Genomic DNA, 15,634 nt, shown 5'->3' on the forward strand with positions numbered 1-15,634 from the left:
GACGGGGCTGCCGGGACCGCGCTCCGTGGCGCTTCCTGGGGCGGTGCCCGGCCGTCGACCGGTAGTCACGGAGCATGCCCCTCGCACCGGACCGCGTCATCCGCGGCCTGCTCCTCGACCGCGACGACACCCTCGTGGTGGACGTCCCGTACAACGCCGACCCGCACCTGGTCGTCCCCGTCCCCGGAGCCCGCCGCGCCGTCGAACGGGCACGCGCCGCCGGGATGCTGCTCGGGGTCGTCACGAACCAGTCGGTGATCGCCAAGGGCATGGCCACCCGCGAGCAGGTCGACGCCACCAACGCCCGGGTCGACGAGCTCGTCGGCCCGTTCGACGTCTGGTGCGTCTGCCCGCACGACGCCGGCGACGACTGCGCCTGCCGGAAGCCCCGGCCCGGGATGGTCCTCGACGCCGCCGACCGGCTCGGCATCCCGCCGGAGTCGATCGTCGTCGTCGGCGACATCGGTGCCGACGTGCAGGCCGCCCGGAACGCCGGTGCGCAGGGCATCCTCGTGCCCACCCCGCGCACCCGCCGCCAGGAAGTGGACGCCGCCGAGACCGTCGCCGCCGACCTGGACGAGGCCGTCACCCTGGTGCTCGAACACGTCGGCAGCGTGGCGGACCGGGCGTGAGCGCCGCTCGACGCGTCCTCGTCGCCCGGCTCGACTCGTTCGGCGACGTCCTGGTCGCCGGGCCCGCGGTCCGCGCGGTCGCCGCCGGGGCCGCGCACGTGACGATGCTGTGCGGACCGCAGGGTGCCCCGGCCGCCGACCTGCTGCCCGGCATCGACCGGGTGCGGGTGTGGGCGGCGCCGTGGGTGACCGAGACCGCACGCCCGATCGACGACACCCTGCTCGCCGGGTTCCGCGCGTTGATCGCCGAGGAACAGCCCGACGAGGCCGTCGTCCTGACGTCCTTCCACCAGTCGCCCCTGCCCCTCGCGCTGCTCCTGCGCCTGGCCGGGGTCCCCCGGGTCTCCGGGGCCTCGGTCGACCACCCCGGTTCCCTGCTCGACGTGCGGCTGCGCCCCGGCGAGGACCTGCCCGAGGACCTCCCCGAACCCGAGCGCGCGCTGCGGATCGCCCAGGCGGCCGGGTTCCGGCTGCCGCCGGACGACGACGGGAGGCTCGCGGTGCGCCACGACGCCGTCCTGCCCCCGCCCGTGGCCGGCCTCGACCGCTACGTGGTCGTCCACCCCGGAGCCAGCGTCCCGGCACGGTCGTGGCCGGAGTCGCACCACCGTGCGCTCGTCGCCGCCTACGCCGAGCGCGGCGTCCCCGTCGTCGTCACCGGCTCCCCCGGCGAAGGCACGCTCACCGCAGCCGTGGCGGGCGACACCGGCATCGACCTCGGCGGACGCACCACGCCGGCCGAACTCGCCGCCGTGCTGGCAGGAGCCGAGGTCGTCGTGGTCGGGAACACCGGCCCGGCACACCTCGCCGCCGCCGTCGGGGCGCCCATCGTCAGCCTGTTCTCGCCCGTCGTCCCCGCCGTCAAGTGGGCGCCGTACGCACCGCTCGTCGAACTGCTCGGCGACCAGGCCGCACCGTGCCGACTGAGCCGTGCCCGGGAGTGCCCCGTCCCCGGCCACCCCTGCCTGTCCGGAGTGCGCATCGAGGACGTCCTGGCGGCCCACGAACGGCTGCTCGACCGCGTTTCGCGGACTGATCGGAGAAGTCTGCGGTGCGGCCCAGAAGGCGCTGCGTAGCGTGCGCCACTGCTTCTCCTGCTCCTTCTGCTGCTGCTCCGGCAGCGGCCCGGAGTGACCTGTTCGACCCGACCGGAAGGCCCCGCATGCGGATCCTCGTGTGGCACGTGCACGGCGGCTGGATGGACGCCTTCGTCCGCGGCCAGCACGAGTACCTCATCCCGACCACCCCGGCGCGCGACGCCTGGGGACTCGGCCGCGGCGGGCGCGCCTGGCCGGACTCCGCGATCGAGATCGACCCGGCCGAGGTCGCCGAGGCAGAGGTCGACGTGGTCGTCCTGCAGCGCACCGAGGAGCTCGAGGAAGCCCGCCGCCTGCTCGGTGGCCGCGACGTCCCGATCGTCTTCGTGGAGCACAACGCGCCCCGGGTCGACGTGCCGGACAGCCTGCACCCGATGCGCGACCGCGACGACCTGACGATCGCGCACGTGACGCACTGGAACGCCCTGATGTGGGACTGCGGCACCACCCGGACCACCGTCGTCGAGCACGGCGTCGTCGACCCCGGCCCGCTGTACACCGGATCGCTCGAACGGCTCGGCGTCGTCATCAACGAACCCGTCCGGCGCAACCGTGTCGTCGGCACCGACCTGCTCCCCCGCTTCGCCGAGGTCGCCCCGGTCGACGTCTGGGGCATCGGCACCGAACGGCTGCCGGAGCTCGGCTTCGGTGACCGTGTGGTCGCGCGGGGCGACGTCCAGGCCGACCCCATGCACGCGGCCCTGGCCGAACGGCGGGCCTACGTGCACCCGAACCGCTGGACCTCGCTCGGCCTGTCGCTCATCGAGTCGATGCACATGGCCATGCCGGTCCTGGTGCTGGCGACGACGGACGCAGCCCGCACGGTCCCTGGTGAGGCCGGGGCGATCGCGACCGACGTCGAGGAGCTGGTGCGGGCCTCCAGGCTCCTGCTGGAGGACCCGGACGAAGCGCGTCGACGGGGAATCGTGGCGCGGGAGGCCGTGCTCGCACGGCACGCGCTCGGTCGGTTCCTGGCCGACTGGGACGACCTGCTCGACGACGCCGTCGCGCGCGGTGCGCGACGGGACCGTGCGGCGGCAGCCGCGCTCGAAGGGAGCCTCGGATGAAGATCGCCATGGTGTCCGAGCACGCGAGTCCACTCGCCGTGCTCGGCGGGGTCGACGCCGGTGGACAGAACGTCCACGTCGCCGAACTGTCCGCTGCGTTGGCCGACCGCGGCCATCACGTGACCGTCTACACGCGGCGCGACGACGCGTCGCAGCCGGTCCGCGTGCCCCTGCGTCCCGGCGTGGACGTCGTGCACGTCGACGCCGGGCCCGCCCGAGCCGTCCCGAAGGACGAGCTGTTCCCGTTCATGGGGACGTTCGCGTCGGTGCTCGCCGCCGAGTGGTTCCTCGACCGTCCCGACGTGGTGCACGCGCACTTCTGGATGTCGGGCCACGCCGCGCTCGACGCGGTGACCCAGGTGCAGGCGCGGACCGGCGGCGTGCGGATCCCGGTGGTGCAGACCTTCCACGCCCTGGGCGTCGTGAAGCGCCGACACCAGGGCGCCGCGGACACCAGCCCGACCGAGCGCGAATGGGTCGAACCCGCCGTCGGGCGCAGCGTCGACCAGGTCGTCGCCACCTGCTCGGACGAGGCGTTCGAACTCAAGACCCTCGGAGTCCCGCTGCACCGCATCTCCGTCGTGCCGTGCGGGGTCGACGTGTCGCTCTTCCGTCCGGACGGCCCCGTCGAGGAGCGCGACCGTCCGCTCCGGGTGCTCACCGCGTCACGACTCGTGCAGCGGAAGGGCGTCGGGACGACGATCGCCGCACTCGCAGCGCTGGTCGAACAGGGCCGTGACGTCGAACTGGTCGTCGTCGGCGGGGCCGGTGTCGCCGGTGCCGACCTGGTGGACGACCCCGAGTACCAGCGCCTCGACGCGCTCGCCCGGTCACTCGGCGTGCGCGACCACGTCACGTTCCGCGGGCAGCTCGGGCAGCAGGACATGCCGCCCGTCTACCGGAGCGCCGACGTCGTCGTCTGCGCCCCCTGGTACGAGCCGTTCGGCATCGTGCCGCTCGAGGCGATGGCCTGCGGCCGCCCCGTGGTCGCGTCGAGCGTCGGTGGGCTCATCGACACCGTCGTCGAGGACGCCACCGGTCTGCACGTGCCGCCGCGCGACGAGCGCGCGGTCGCCGAGGCCGTCTGTGCCCTGCTCGACGACCCCGAGCGCCGTGAGGCGTACGGCCGCGCCGGACGGCAGCGGGCCGAGTCCCGCTACACGTGGCAGAAGGTCGCGGCCGACAGCGAGCGCGTCTACGAGCGGCTGCTCGCCGGCGCGACGTCGTCCGCCAGCACCGCCGTGCCCACCGCCGCCCGCTCGCGTACCACCCACGCCGGCCGGGTCACCCGTGCCGCGCAGCCGACGGAGAGGACCGCACGATGACCATCGACCAGCAGACCGGGGTCGAGGACCGCGCGGTCACCGACAGCGCACGCGTCGTCGTCGACCACGTCGCGGCGTCGGTCCCCGTGATCGCCTCCCTCGTCGACCACAAGGACCACATCGCCGCCTGGGCGGACGACATCGCCGGGCGGCTCGTTGCCGGTCGACGGTTGCTCGCCGCGGGCAACGGCGGCTCGGCTGCCGAGGCCCAGCACCTGACGTCCGAGCTCACCGGCCGGTTCGAGGGCGACCGGCCCGCGTACTCGGCCATCTCGCTGCACGCCGAGACCTCGGCCGTGACGGCGATCGGGAACGACTACGGCTACGACCAGGTCTTCGCACGCCAGGTGTCGGCGCACGCCCGGGCCGGTGACGTCCTCGTCCTGCTGTCGACGAGCGGCAAGAGCCCGAACCTGCTCCGCGCCGCCGAGGCCGCACGGGCCGTCGGCGCGCGGTCACTCGCACTGACCGGATCCGGGCCGAACCCGCTCGCCGACCTGGTCGACGACGCGATCTGCATCGAGGGGCCGTCCGCCAACGTGCAGGAGGCGCAGCTCGTCCTGGTGCACGCGCTGTGCAAGGCGATGGAGCCGGCGCTGCGTCGCGGGGGTCGTCGATGAGCGGGGCCGCTCCAGCCGTCGGCGGTCGGGGTGCCGGCGGCGCCGCTGGCCGTGCCGCCGCCCCGCGGTTCCGCATCGCCGTCGTCGGGGACACCCTGCTCGACGTCGATGTGTCCGGCACGAGCGAACGCCTGAGCCCGGACGCGCCCGTCCCGGTCGTGGACGTCGCGACCGACGACCGCCGCGCCGGTGGCGCAGGACTCGTCGCGACGATGCTCGCCCGCGACGGCCACGACGTCACCCTGGTCACCGTCCTGAGCGACGACGGTCGTGCCCAGGAGATCCGCGACCTGCTGCCCGACGTCACGATCGTCGCCGGGCCGTCCGGCGTCCCCACCCCCGTGAAGACCCGTGTGCGCGTCGTCGACCACGCCCTCGTGCGCATCGACGAGGGCTGCGCGACCCCGCCCGTCCCCGGGGCCACCGAAGCGATGACCGCCGCCCTCGACGGTGTCGACGCGATCGTCGTCGCCGACTACGGCCGCGGGGTCGCCGCCGCGCCGGCACTCCGCGACGCCATCATCCGTGCGGCCGAGCACCTGCCGGTGGTGTGGGACCCGCACCCCAAGGGCGCAGTCCCCGTCCCCGGCACCACCGTCGCCACCCCCAACGCGGCCGAGGCGCGACGCTTCACCGACGTCGAGGGACACGGTGTGCCCTTCGCGACCGTCGCCGCCGCCCGGCTCGTCGAACAGTGGCAGGCCGGTGCCGTCGCCGTGACGATGGGTGACCGCGGTGCGCTCCTCGCCGACGCCCAGGGCGACAGCCGCTTCGTGCCGGCGCCGTCCGTCAGTGCAGGGGACCCCTGCGGAGCCGGCGACCGGCTCGCCGCTGGCGTCGCCGTCGCACTGGCTTCGGGGGCGGACGTCCCCGACGCGGTCTCCGCCGGTGTGGTCGCCGCGTCCGAGTACCTGGCAGCCGGTGGCGTCACCGCGCTCTTCGCCGATGACGGCCCCGCGCCGCTCGCCGTGCCCGGGGCCGACCGGGACGCGATGCGCCTGGTGCACGACGTCCGGAGCGCCGGTGGCACCGTCGTCGCGACCGGAGGCTGCTTCGACCTGCTCCACGCCGGGCACGCCCGCACCCTGTCGGCCGCCCGTGCACTCGGCGACTGCCTGGTCGTGTGTCTCAACTCGGACTCGTCGGTCCGCGGTCTGAAGGGCCCCGACCGGCCGATCATGACCCAGGACGACCGGGTCGAGCTGCTCCTGGCGCTCGACTGCGTCGACGCCGTCGTCGTGTTCGACGAGTCGACCCCCGACGAGGCACTGCGCCGCTTCCGCCCGGACGTCTGGGCGAAGGGCGGCGACTACACCGCGAGCGAACTGCCCGAGACGGCGACCCTCGCCGAGTGGGGTGGCCGCGTCGTCACCGTGCCGTTCCACCCGGGCCGGTCGACCACCCGACTCGCCGCCGCGATCGAACGCGTCGGCTGAGCGTCCGCTCGCCGTCCCGCACCTGCTCGACCACTTCCCGCTCCACTACGCAAAGGACATCCATGCCCGTCCCCACCACCCCCATCGGCCGCGTCCTCGTCACCGGCGGCGCCTCCGGACTCGGCGCCGCCGTCGTGGCCGCCGTCACCGAGGCCGGCGGCACCCCGATCGTCCTCGACCTGCGGATCGACGCGGTGCCCGAGGGCGTCGACGCCGTCGCCGTGGACGTCTCGGACACCGAGGCCGTCGAGCAGGCGGTCCGTGACGCCGCCGAGCGCCACGGTGGCCTCGACGCCGTCGTCACCGCCGCGGGCATCGACACCCCCGCCCCGATCGACGCGATCTCCTCCGGCAAGTGGGAGCAGATCGTCGGCGTCAACCTGATCGGCACCGCCTCGACCGTGCGCGCCGCCCTGCCCGCCCTCGAGGCCACGCACGGCCGCGTCGTCACCATCTCGTCGTCGCTCGCCCTGCGCGGCGTCGGCGACGGCACCGCGTACTCGGCGTCGAAGTTCGGCGTCCGCGGGTTCTCGCAGGCGCTGGCCGCCGAGACCGCCGGTCGCATCGGCGTCACCAACATCATCCCCGCCGGGATGCGCACGAACTTCTTCGCCGACCGCACCGAGCAGTACAAGCCCGGGCCGGACGCGCAGCTCATCGAGCCGGAGTACGTCGCGAACTCGATCGTCTTCGCGCTGTCGCAGCCGGCCGGCTGCGAGATCCGCGAGCTGTCGATCATGCCGGCGACGGAGCCGAGCTGGCCGTAGCCGCTCGCCGACGGTCGCGGGTGCCGGGTTCTGTGTTCCGGGTCCTGTGCGCGGTGCGTCGCCTGGTGCAGCGTTGACGGCTGGGTGCGCGCTTGCAGCGCCGCACGCAGCGGGCAACCGCGCACGGGGTGACGGCGCGCGCACGGTGCGGCCGGTGCGGCCGGGAGGCGCGTTGCGGGCTGGCAGCCGGCCTCCCGTCCGACGTCCGGTCGCGTCCCGTGCACGGTGCGCGGTGCGTCGCCTGGTGCAGCGTTGACGGCTGGGTGCGCGCTTGCAGCGCCGCACGCAGCGGTGAACCGCGCACGGGGCGACGGCGTGCGCACGGGGCGGCTGGGAGGCGCGTTGCGGGCTGGCAGCGGGCCTCCCGTCCGGCGTCCGGTCGCGTTCCGTGCACGGTGCGCGGTGCGTCGCCTGGTGCAGCGTTGACGGCTGGGTGCGCGCTTGCAGCGCCGCACGCAGCGGTGAACCGCGCACGGGGCGACGGCGTGCGCACGGGGCGGCTGGGAGGCGCGTTGCGGGCTGGCAGCGGGCCTCCCGTCCGGCGTCCGGTCGCGTTCCGTGCACGGTGCGCGGTGCGTCGCCTGGTGCAGCGTTGACGGGTGGGTGCGCGCTTGCAGCGCCGCACGCAGCGGGCAACCGCGCACGGGGCGACGGCGTGCGCACGGGACCGAAGCTCGCACGGTGCGAGGCTCGTCAGGTCGTGCGGAGCAGGTCCTCGACGTCGGCGAGGACGGCCTCGGGCTCGACCTGGTCGACGTAGGACGGGTCGTGCTCGCAGCGCTCGGCGGTCCAGCCGACCTGCGTGACGTCGATGCCGCACACCGGGCACCGCGTCACGAAGGACAGGTGCACCCGGTGCCGACCGCGGTCGAAGGGTCCGGCGTTGATGACGTTGCCGAACCAGAACACCCCGACGGTCGGCGTGCCGACGGCCACGGCGAGGTGGCGCGGACCGGAGTCGTCGCCGACCATGACGTCGGCGGCGGCCAGGACGTCGGGGAGCTCCCGCAGCGGCAGTGACCCGGTGCGGTCGTGCAGACGCTCCCGCAGCTCGGGCGGCAGCGACGCGACGATGGCGGACGACGCCGGCACATCGGTCTCGTCACCGACGAGCACGACGTGGTCGCCGGTCGACAACCGGGCACGGGCGACCTCGGCGAACCGCGAGGGGCTCCAGCGGCGACGCAGGTCGGTGGCGCCCGGGTGGATCGCGACGAGTCGTGCCCCGCTCCCGACACCGAGGCGCTGCCTGACCTCGGCACGTGCGGCATCGGAGACGTGCAAGCGCGGGTCGAGGGTGACCGGCTCGGCGCCCGCGAGCGAGGCCACCTCGAGCGCCCGGACGACCTCGTGCTGGTAGTACACGTAGCGGACCCAGCGCTCCAGCACCCGTGCGTCCTCGGTGGCGGTGCCCACGGTGTGACGGGCACCGAGCCGCAGCAGGAACGGGTTCGAGTTCCGACCGCCGCCGTGCAGCTGCACCGCGAGGTCGAAGCGCCCGTGCATTCGGTCGAAGAAGTCCTGCTCGGTCGGCGCTCCGCGGCCCGAGTCCCGGACACCGGGCACGACGGGGAGCTCCTCGAAGGCGTGGACCGCGTCGGTGCGTCCCTCGAGCACCGGGCGCGCCGACGGTGCCCCGAGCAGCGTGATCCGGGCCCCGGGGTAGGCGGCGGCGAGGGCCTCGACCGCCGGCAGGGCGAACATCAGGTCGCCCAGTCCCCCGCCGCGGAGCACCGCGATCTCGCCGACACCGTCGAACCGTTCTCCGCCCACACCGATCTGTTGCACGGCTCCACGTCTACCGGTCGGACCCGGTCGGACGTCCAGCAGCGACCCCGGATGGACGAGAAGCGCGATGCCGTGACCGCACACAGCGGAGCCCGAGCACCGTGTGAGGCCCCGCCCGCTCCGGAAGGACCCCATGACGATCGCACCCCCCGCCGCTTACGACCTCGTGGTGACCGACCCCGTCAACGGGTCGATCGCGTCCACCGTGCGCCGCTCGACCGAGGACGACGTCCGCAACGCCGTCGCTCGCGCCCGAGCCGCTGCCGGCGCGTGGGCCCGGACGGCACCGGCCGAGCGTGGCGCCCTGCTGCACGCTGCGGCCGAGCACCTCCGTGCCCACGCGCAGGAGCTGGCGGACCTGAACACCCGCGAGACCGGCAAGGTGCCCGGCGACGCGATCGGCGGGGTCGAGGCCGGCATCGGGACGCTCGTGCAGTACGCCGAGCTCGGGCCGGTGCACCGCGGCGAAGCGCTGCGCGGGCAGTTCGGCGCCGCCGACTGGTCGGTGCCGCACCCGCGCGGCGTGGTGCTCGCGCTGACGCCGTGGAACGACCCGGTCGCCGTGGCGTGCGGGATGCTCGGTGCGGCGATCGTGACCGGCAACACCGTCGTGCACAAGGGCAGCGAGCGGTGCCCGGCGACCTACGCCCGCCTGAACGCCCTGCTCGCCGAGGTCCTGCCGGACGGCGTGCTCATCGGTGTCGACGGCGACGCGACCACCGGCGAGCTGCTCCTGGCGCAGCAGGGCATCGACGTCTACGCGCACGTCGGCTCGACCGCGACCGGTGACCGCCTGAGCGAGGTGGCCGCGACCACCCGCGCCCACGTCATCCGTGAGAACGGCGGCAACGACCCGGTGATCGTCGACGCCGACGTCGACCCGGAGTGGGCCGCCGCACAGGTCGCCCTCGGCGCCTTCGCGAACACCGGCCAGATCTGCACCAGCGTCGAGCGGGTGTACGTGCACCAGGACGTCGCCGAGCCCTTCGTCGCAGCGCTCGTCGCCGAGGCGGAGCGCCGCACCGCAGCACCCGCCACCGAGTTCGGGCCGCTCGTGGACGACCGGCTGCGCGAGCTCGTCCAGACCCACGTGGACGACGCGATCGCCCGCGGTGCCTCCGCACGAACGGGCGGTGTCACGCCCGGCGGGCTCGGCTCGTTCTACCCGGCGACCGTCCTGACCGGCTGCACGGACGACATGCTCGTGCTGACCGAGGAGACCTTCGGCCCGATCGCCCCGGTGCGCATCGTGTCGGACTTCGCGGAGGGGCTCCGGCTCGCCGCGACCGACCGCTACGGGCTCGCCGCCACCGTCCTGACGAACGACACCGCGCACGCGCTCCGTGCCGCGGCCGAGCTGCCCGTCGGCACCGTGAAGGTGAACGCGGTGTTCGGTGGTGCTCCGGGCGGCAGCGCCCAGCCCCGCGGTGCCTCGGGTGCCGGGTTCGGCTACGGCCCGCACCTGCTCGACGAGATGACGACCACGACGGTCGTGCACCTGGAGGCAGCCCCGCCGCGGCGCACCGTCGAGCCGGCGACCGCAGCAGCCGGCAACACCGCAGCAGCCGGCAACACCGCAGCAGCCGGCAACACCGCAGCCACCAGCAGCACCACCGCCGACACCGGCGCCGCCGCAGGTGCCACCGGCCCCGCAGCCGCTGCCGGCGCCACCGCCGGCAGCGCCGACACCGTGGGAGGCACCCGATGACCGCCGACGTCCGCCTGGTGCGCGACCTCGTCGCCACCGTCGACGACCGCGAACCCCTGGTCGTCGTCATCGGCGACTGCATCCTGGACCGCTGGACCGTCGGCGAGGCCGAGCGGGTCTCGCGCGAGGCCCCGGCCCCCGTCGTCCGCGTGACCGAGACCATCGCGGTGCCCGGTGGTGCTGCGAACACCGCCGTGAACGCCCGCGCCCTCGGCGCCCGGGTCCGCATGGTCGGGCTCATCGGCGACGACGAGGCCGGCGACGTCCTGCGCCAGCGGCTCGAGGCAGCAGGCGTCGACACGTCGTTCCTGGTCGAGATCCCCGGCGCCCGCACCACGACGAAGTCGCGCGTCGTCGGCGGTGACCGCGTCGTGGTCCGGGTCGACGAACTGGCTGCGACCCCGACCGCCGAACACGGCGAACGCCTCGCCCGCTCGGTCGCCCGAGCCGTCCGGTGCGCCGACGCCGCCGTGGTCTGCGACTACGGTCTGGGCGTCCGCGCCGAGGACGTCGTGCCGATGCTCGACCGCGACCGCCCCGGTGCCGTCGTGGTGGACGCGCACGACCTGACACGGTGGGCCGCACTGCACCCGGACCTCGTCACACCGAACGCCGGCGAGACGGCCGCGCTGCTCGGCACGGACCTCGGCACCGGTGCCGACCGGGTCGGCACCGTCGTCGCCGCGCGCGCCGACGTGCTCGCCCGCAGCGGTGCGCGCGCCGCCGTGGTGACGCTCGACCGTGACGGTACCGTGCTGCTCGAGCCCGGCTCCGACCAGGGCTTCCGCACGCGTGCGACGCCCGCCTCGGAGCAGCAGGCCTCCGGCGCCGGAGACACCTTCTGCGCCGCCGCGACGGTCGCCCTCGCCGTGCAGGCGCCCCTGCGCGACGCCGTGGCGGTCGCGCAGGCCGCCGCCGACGTCGTCGTCCGCGAGGCCGGCACATCGGTCTGCACCGCCGCCGCCCTGCTGGACTCGGTGACCGCACCGGCGGCGACCGTGGTGGACCACGACGAACTCGCCACCGCGGTCGAGGCTGCACGGCAGGCCGGGCGTCGGGTGGTCTTCACGAACGGTTGCTTCGACGTCGTGCACCGCGGCCACACCACCTACCTGCGGCAGGCCCGGGATCTGGGCGACCTGCTCGTCGTCGCGCTGAACGACGACGACTCGGTGCGCCGCTTGAAGGGCCCGGAGCGGCCGATCAACCCGGCCGAGGACCGCGCCGGCGTGCTCGCCGCACTCGCCTGCGTCGACCTGGTCACGGTGTTCGCGACGGACACCCCGATCCCGCTCATCGAACGGCTGCGCCCCGAGGTCTACGTCAAGGGTGGCGACTACTCCCCCGAGATGCTGTCCGAGACCGAGGTCGTCCGCGGCTACGGCGGCGAGGTCGTCATGGTCGACTACGTTCCCGAGCACTCCACCAGCGCCGTGGTGCGCCGGATCCGCGAAGCCGCCGCGCGGCCCGAACCGGACCCCGCACCGTGACCGCCCGCTGGTCCGGGTCCTGGGCGAAGGCCCCCGATCCAGCGGACACGAGCACGGTCGACGTCGACGTGCTCATCCCGACCGTCGGCCGGCCGGCCGAACTCGCCACGACGCTCGCCGGCCTCGCCGCCCAGATCGACGTGGACATGCGCGTCGTGCTGAGCGACCAGTCCGCGGACGGGGACGCCGCCAGCGCGCCGGCGGTCGCCGCGATGCTCCGCGTCCTGGAGGCCCAGGGCCGGCCCGTCACGCTCCTCACCCACCCGGAACGGCGTGGCCTGGCCGAGCACCGGCAGTTCCTGCTCGACCACGCCGAGGCAGCCGCGGTGCTGTCCCTCGACGACGACGTCTGGCTCGAACCGGGCTCGGTCGCGCGGATGCTCGACGCGCTGCGGACCCTGGGTTGCGGGTTCGTCGGCAGCGCCGTGCAGGGGCTGTCGTACCTGCAGGACCGTCGCCCGCACGAGACCGCCGTGTTCGAGCGGTGGGACGGCCCCGTGGTGCCCGAGGTGGTGCGCCGAGGGACCCCGGGGTTCGACCGGTGGTCGCTCCACAACGCCGCGAACCCGACGCACGTCGCCGCCGACCTCGACCTGCACCCCGGCGAGTGGGTGCCCTACCGGGTCGCCTGGGTCGGCGCGTGCGCCCTGTACGACCGCCGTGCACTCGAGGAGGTCGGCGGCTTCCGGTTCTGGGACGCCCTGCCGCCCGAGCACGCCGGCGAGGACGTCGTCGCCCAGTGGCGGGTGATGGAGCGGTTCGGCGGCGCCGGCATCTTGCCCTCCGGCGCGGTGCACCTGGAGGCACCGACCACCGTCGTCGACCGTCGGGTGGACGCGCCCGACGTGCTGTTCGACCACGGTGGAGTCATACCGCGGTAGGGGGTGGTCGAGACCGCAGCGGGATGGCAGCGGCGCCGCGGTTCCGTAGCGTCGTCCTCGTCGACGAACGCCGTCGGCGGGAGGGAACACCCCGTGTTCGACCAGATCACCCCGCTCGTCGTCGAGTTGGCCGCGAGTCCGCTCGTCTACGTCATCTTGTTCGCCCTGTGCCTGCTCGACGGCTTCTTCCCGCCGGTGCCGAGCGAGTCCGCCCTGGTCGCGGTCGCCGCGATCGCTGCGACGTCGGGGCAGCCCGTGCTCGCGGTGGTGCTCGTCGCCGCCGCCCTCGGTGCGATCGCGGGGGACTCGATCGCGTACTGGATCGGCCGCCGGATCGGGTTCGCCCGGTTGGCCCGGTCGAAGCGACCACGGATCGCGGCGGCGTTCGCCTTCGCGGAACGGCAGATGCAGCGCCGGTCCGCCAGCCTCATCCTGACCGGTCGTTTCATCCCGGTCGGCCGAGTCGCGGTCAACATGACGGCCGGTGCCACCGGCCTGCCCTACCGCCGGTTCCTCGCGATCAGCGCGATCGCGGGGCTCGCGTGGTCGGCGGTGTCGATCGGGATCGCGCTGGCCGCATCGAGCGTGCTGCACGAACCGATCGTCGCGGCCCTGGTGTCGATGGTGGTCGCCGCCGGGCTCGGGGTCGTCGTCGACCGGTTGCTCGGGAGCATCAGCCGCAGGCGCGACGCACGTGCCGAAGCCCGAGCAGCAGCCCCGAGCACCCCGAGCACCCTGACGGCGACGAAGCCTGCCACGATGGCTTCGACGAAGGCCGTCACGAAGGCCGTGCAGTCGTCGTCCCCCTCCCCCGCACCTCGCCTCGCCCGAACCGGAGAGATCGCCCGCCCGTGACCGTCGTCCCCGATCCACCCCGGCCCGACCGACCGACCCGGGGCACCCTGGCGCTCCGGATCGGGTTCGTGCTCGTCGCGGTCTCCCTGTTCGCCGTCGCGGCCCCGGTCACCGCCGTGCACGACGGCGTCCCGGTGCCGCTCGCCCTGCTCGTCACCGCCGTGCTGTCGGCGAGCATCGGCCTCGCGCCCCTCTTCCCCCGGACCGCGTCGGTCGTGCACCTCGCCGCCCTCGCCGGCCTCGGGGTCCTGACGGCGGACGGGTCCGTCGGACCCTGGCCGATCTCGGTGACGAGCATCATCGGACTCAGCCTGTTGCTCGTGGTGCTGGGCGTCCGCACCACCTGGCGGCTGACCGCCGTGGTCTGGGTCGCGGCGACGCTGCTCCCCCTGGTGCTCATCGGTGTGACGCCCGGCCGGTGGGGTCAGGTCGACGTCTGGGCGACGAGCTTCGTGGTGAGCGCCGGCGACACCCTCGTCCTGGCCGCCGCGGCGGTCGTCATCGGGCAGCGCCGGTCCGTGCGCGAGGAACTCGCAGCGGCCCGCCGCGACACCGAGCTCGAGCAGGCGCGGCGCCGGACGGTCGAGGAACGCTCCCGGATCGCCCGTGAACTGCACGACGTCGTCGCACACAGCATGTCCGTCGTGCACATGCAGGCCGAGTCCGCCCCGTACCGCGTGGCCGACCTGCCGCCCGCGGCCCGAGCGGAGTTCGCGGCGATCGCCGAGACGTCGCGCACGGCCCTGCGGGAGATGCGGCAGCTGCTCGGCACCCTGCGCGGCGACGCCGACGCCGAGCGTGCGCCGCAGCCGCGGCTCGCCGACCTGCCGGCACTGGTGCAGGCCACCCGCGCGGCCGGCATCCCCGTCGAGCTCCTGCTCGGCGACGACCTCAGCCTCGCCGACGACGACGACATCGACCACGTCGGGCGGCTCGCGCAGCTCACCGTGTACCGGGTCGTGCAGGAGGCGCTCGGCAACGTGGCCCGGCACGCGCCCGGTGCGGCCACCGTCGTGACGGTCGACAGGCACGGGTCGGCCCTCACGGTCGAGGTCGCCAACACCGCACCCCCGGCCGGCAGCGTGGCCGGTGCGCCGCCGGACGACGGCGGCTTCGGTCTGGCGGGCATGCGTGAGCGGGTCGCCGCGCTGGGCGGCACCATCGACCACGGACCGGACCCGGACGGCGGCTTCCGCGTCGCGGTCAGCCTGCCCACCCAGCCCACCGCGACCACGTCGCAGCCGACGGCCGAAGGAGGATCGCGATGACGCGGGTGATGGTGGTGGACGACCAGCAGATGTTCCGTGTCGGACTGCGGGCGATCCTCCAGGCCCAGGACGACGTCGACGTCGTCGGCGAGGCAGCGAACGGCGCCGAAGCGGTCGCGATGGTGACCGTGCTGCGGCCCGACGTGATCCTGATGGACGTGCGGATGCCGGAGCTCGACGGGATCGAGGCGACCCGCCGGATCACCGCGGCGCCCACGGCGTCGCCGGTCCGCGTGGTGATGCTCACGACGTTCGACATCGACGACTACGTGTTCGACGCGCTCCGTGCCGGGGCGAGCGGGTTCCTGCTCAAGGACGCCAGCGCCGAGGAGCTCGTGCAGGCCGTCCGGACCGTGGCGGCCGGCGACTCCCTGCTCGCTCCGCGGGTGACCCGGCACCTGGTGGAGGCGTTCGTCGCCGGTCCGCAGCCAGCGGCACCGAAGACCGAGGTGCTCGACGTGCTGACCGACCGTGAGCGGGACGTGTTCCTGCTGATGGCGCGGGGGCGGTCGAACGGCGAGATCGCGGCGGAGCTGTTCATCGCCGAGCAGACCGTGAAGACCCACGTCGGCCGGGTCCTGGCGAAGCTGCAGCTGCGGGACCGGGTGCACGCCGTCGTGCTGGCCTACGAGAGCGGGCTGGTCACGCCGTCGGCGTGAGGTGCGGGCGCGGGACGCGACCGCAGACGGACGGGAGGCCC

Annotated in this window: 14 protein-coding genes; 13 read left to right on the top strand and 1 reads right to left on the bottom strand. The window is 74.6% G+C overall.

Annotation, left to right across the window (positions count from 1 at the left end):
• Positions 1-74 precede the first annotated feature (74 nt).
• The 7 genes from H489_RS29445 (at position 75) to H489_RS29475 (ending at position 6,944) form a co-directional block, all read left to right on the top strand.
• The gene (locus tag H489_RS29445; RefSeq protein WP_017887379.1) at positions 75-632 is read left to right on the top strand and encodes a D-glycero-alpha-D-manno-heptose-1,7-bisphosphate 7-phosphatase; all 558 of its coding nucleotides are present in this window, start codon (positions 75-77) and stop codon (positions 630-632) included.
• Positions 629-1,708 (top strand): glycosyltransferase family 9 protein, encoded by a 1,080-nt coding sequence (locus H489_RS29450; RefSeq protein WP_020381112.1) that lies wholly within the window; start codon positions 629-631, stop codon positions 1,706-1,708. Before H489_RS29445 ends, H489_RS29450 begins: the two co-directional genes overlap by 4 nt.
• An 86-nt stretch (positions 1,709-1,794) precedes the next feature.
• Positions 1,795-2,796: a glycosyltransferase gene (locus tag H489_RS29455; protein ID WP_017887380.1), complete on the top strand. Its 1,002-nt coding sequence runs from the start codon at positions 1,795-1,797 to the stop codon at positions 2,794-2,796.
• Entirely contained in the window at positions 2,793-4,121 is a 1,329-nt protein-coding gene (locus H489_RS29460; protein WP_017887381.1) for a glycosyltransferase, read from the top strand. Before H489_RS29455 ends, H489_RS29460 begins: the two co-directional genes overlap by 4 nt.
• Positions 4,118-4,741 (top strand): SIS domain-containing protein, encoded by a 624-nt coding sequence (locus H489_RS29465; RefSeq protein ID WP_017887382.1) that lies wholly within the window; start codon positions 4,118-4,120, stop codon positions 4,739-4,741. The genes H489_RS29460 and H489_RS29465 overlap by 4 nt, the downstream gene beginning before the upstream one ends.
• Entirely contained in the window at positions 4,738-6,177 is a 1,440-nt protein-coding gene (locus H489_RS29470; protein ID WP_017887383.1) for a PfkB family carbohydrate kinase, read from the top strand. Before H489_RS29465 ends, H489_RS29470 begins: the two co-directional genes overlap by 4 nt.
• A gap of 62 nt (positions 6,178-6,239) precedes the next feature.
• Complete coding sequence (locus H489_RS29475; RefSeq protein ID WP_017887384.1) at positions 6,240-6,944, top strand: SDR family oxidoreductase; 705 nt, start codon at positions 6,240-6,242, stop codon at positions 6,942-6,944.
• Between the two features lie 693 nt (positions 6,945-7,637).
• On the opposite strand, the gene H489_RS29480 is transcribed toward H489_RS29475, so the two are convergent.
• Positions 7,638-8,732 carry a glycosyltransferase family 9 protein gene (locus tag H489_RS29480; RefSeq protein ID WP_017887385.1) on the bottom strand — a complete coding sequence of 365 codons (1,095 nt, stop codon included), beginning with the start codon at positions 8,730-8,732 and terminating at the stop codon, positions 7,638-7,640.
• Between the two features lie 133 nt (positions 8,733-8,865).
• On the opposite strand from H489_RS29480, the gene H489_RS29485 reads away from it, so the two are divergent.
• From H489_RS29485 to H489_RS29510, 6 genes are all read left to right on the top strand, one after another.
• Entirely contained in the window at positions 8,866-10,440 is a 1,575-nt protein-coding gene (locus H489_RS29485) for an aldehyde dehydrogenase family protein (RefSeq protein WP_017887386.1), read from the top strand.
• Positions 10,437-11,930 (top strand): D-glycero-beta-D-manno-heptose 1-phosphate adenylyltransferase, encoded by a 1,494-nt coding sequence (gene rfaE2 / locus H489_RS29490; RefSeq protein WP_017887387.1) that lies wholly within the window; start codon positions 10,437-10,439, stop codon positions 11,928-11,930. Before H489_RS29485 ends, rfaE2 begins: the two co-directional genes overlap by 4 nt.
• Positions 11,927-12,811, top strand: a complete 885-nt coding sequence (locus H489_RS29495) for a glycosyltransferase family 2 protein (RefSeq protein ID WP_017887388.1) — start codon at positions 11,927-11,929, stop codon at positions 12,809-12,811. The genes rfaE2 and H489_RS29495 overlap by 4 nt, the downstream gene beginning before the upstream one ends.
• Before the next feature lie 93 nt (positions 12,812-12,904).
• Entirely contained in the window at positions 12,905-13,666 is a 762-nt protein-coding gene (locus H489_RS29500) for a DedA family protein (protein ID WP_017887389.1), read from the top strand.
• On the top strand, positions 13,663-14,934 hold the full coding sequence (locus tag H489_RS29505; protein WP_017887390.1) for a sensor histidine kinase: 1,272 nt from the start codon (positions 13,663-13,665) through the stop codon (positions 14,932-14,934). Before H489_RS29500 ends, H489_RS29505 begins: the two co-directional genes overlap by 4 nt.
• The gene (locus H489_RS29510) at positions 14,931-15,593 is read left to right on the top strand and encodes a response regulator (protein ID WP_017887391.1); all 663 of its coding nucleotides are present in this window, start codon (positions 14,931-14,933) and stop codon (positions 15,591-15,593) included. The genes H489_RS29505 and H489_RS29510 overlap by 4 nt, the downstream gene beginning before the upstream one ends.
• The last annotated feature ends 41 nt before the right edge of the window (positions 15,594-15,634 follow it).

This window comes from Curtobacterium flaccumfaciens UCD-AKU, assembly GCF_000349565.1.
Classification (GTDB): Bacteria; Actinomycetota; Actinomycetes; order Actinomycetales; family Microbacteriaceae; genus Curtobacterium; species Curtobacterium poinsettiae.

Excerpts from the sequence above, each read along its gene's own strand:
- H489_RS29470 (WP_017887383.1), top strand. The coding sequence starts at position 4,738 with ATGAGCGGGGCCGCTCCAGCCGTCGGCGGTCGGGGTGCCGGCGGCGCC.
- H489_RS29485 (WP_017887386.1), top strand. The coding sequence starts at position 8,866 with ATGACGATCGCACCCCCCGCCGCTTACGACCTCGTGGTGACCGACCCC.
- H489_RS29460 (WP_017887381.1), top strand. The coding sequence starts at position 2,793 with ATGAAGATCGCCATGGTGTCCGAGCACGCGAGTCCACTCGCCGTGCTC.
- H489_RS29475 (WP_017887384.1), top strand. The coding sequence starts at position 6,240 with ATGCCCGTCCCCACCACCCCCATCGGCCGCGTCCTCGTCACCGGCGGC.
- H489_RS29465 (WP_017887382.1), top strand. The coding sequence starts at position 4,118 with ATGACCATCGACCAGCAGACCGGGGTCGAGGACCGCGCGGTCACCGAC.
- H489_RS29510 (WP_017887391.1), top strand. The coding sequence starts at position 14,931 with ATGACGCGGGTGATGGTGGTGGACGACCAGCAGATGTTCCGTGTCGGA.
- H489_RS29445 (WP_017887379.1), top strand. The coding sequence starts at position 75 with ATGCCCCTCGCACCGGACCGCGTCATCCGCGGCCTGCTCCTCGACCGC.
- rfaE2 (WP_017887387.1), top strand. The coding sequence starts at position 10,437 with ATGACCGCCGACGTCCGCCTGGTGCGCGACCTCGTCGCCACCGTCGAC.
- H489_RS29455 (WP_017887380.1), top strand. The coding sequence starts at position 1,795 with ATGCGGATCCTCGTGTGGCACGTGCACGGCGGCTGGATGGACGCCTTC.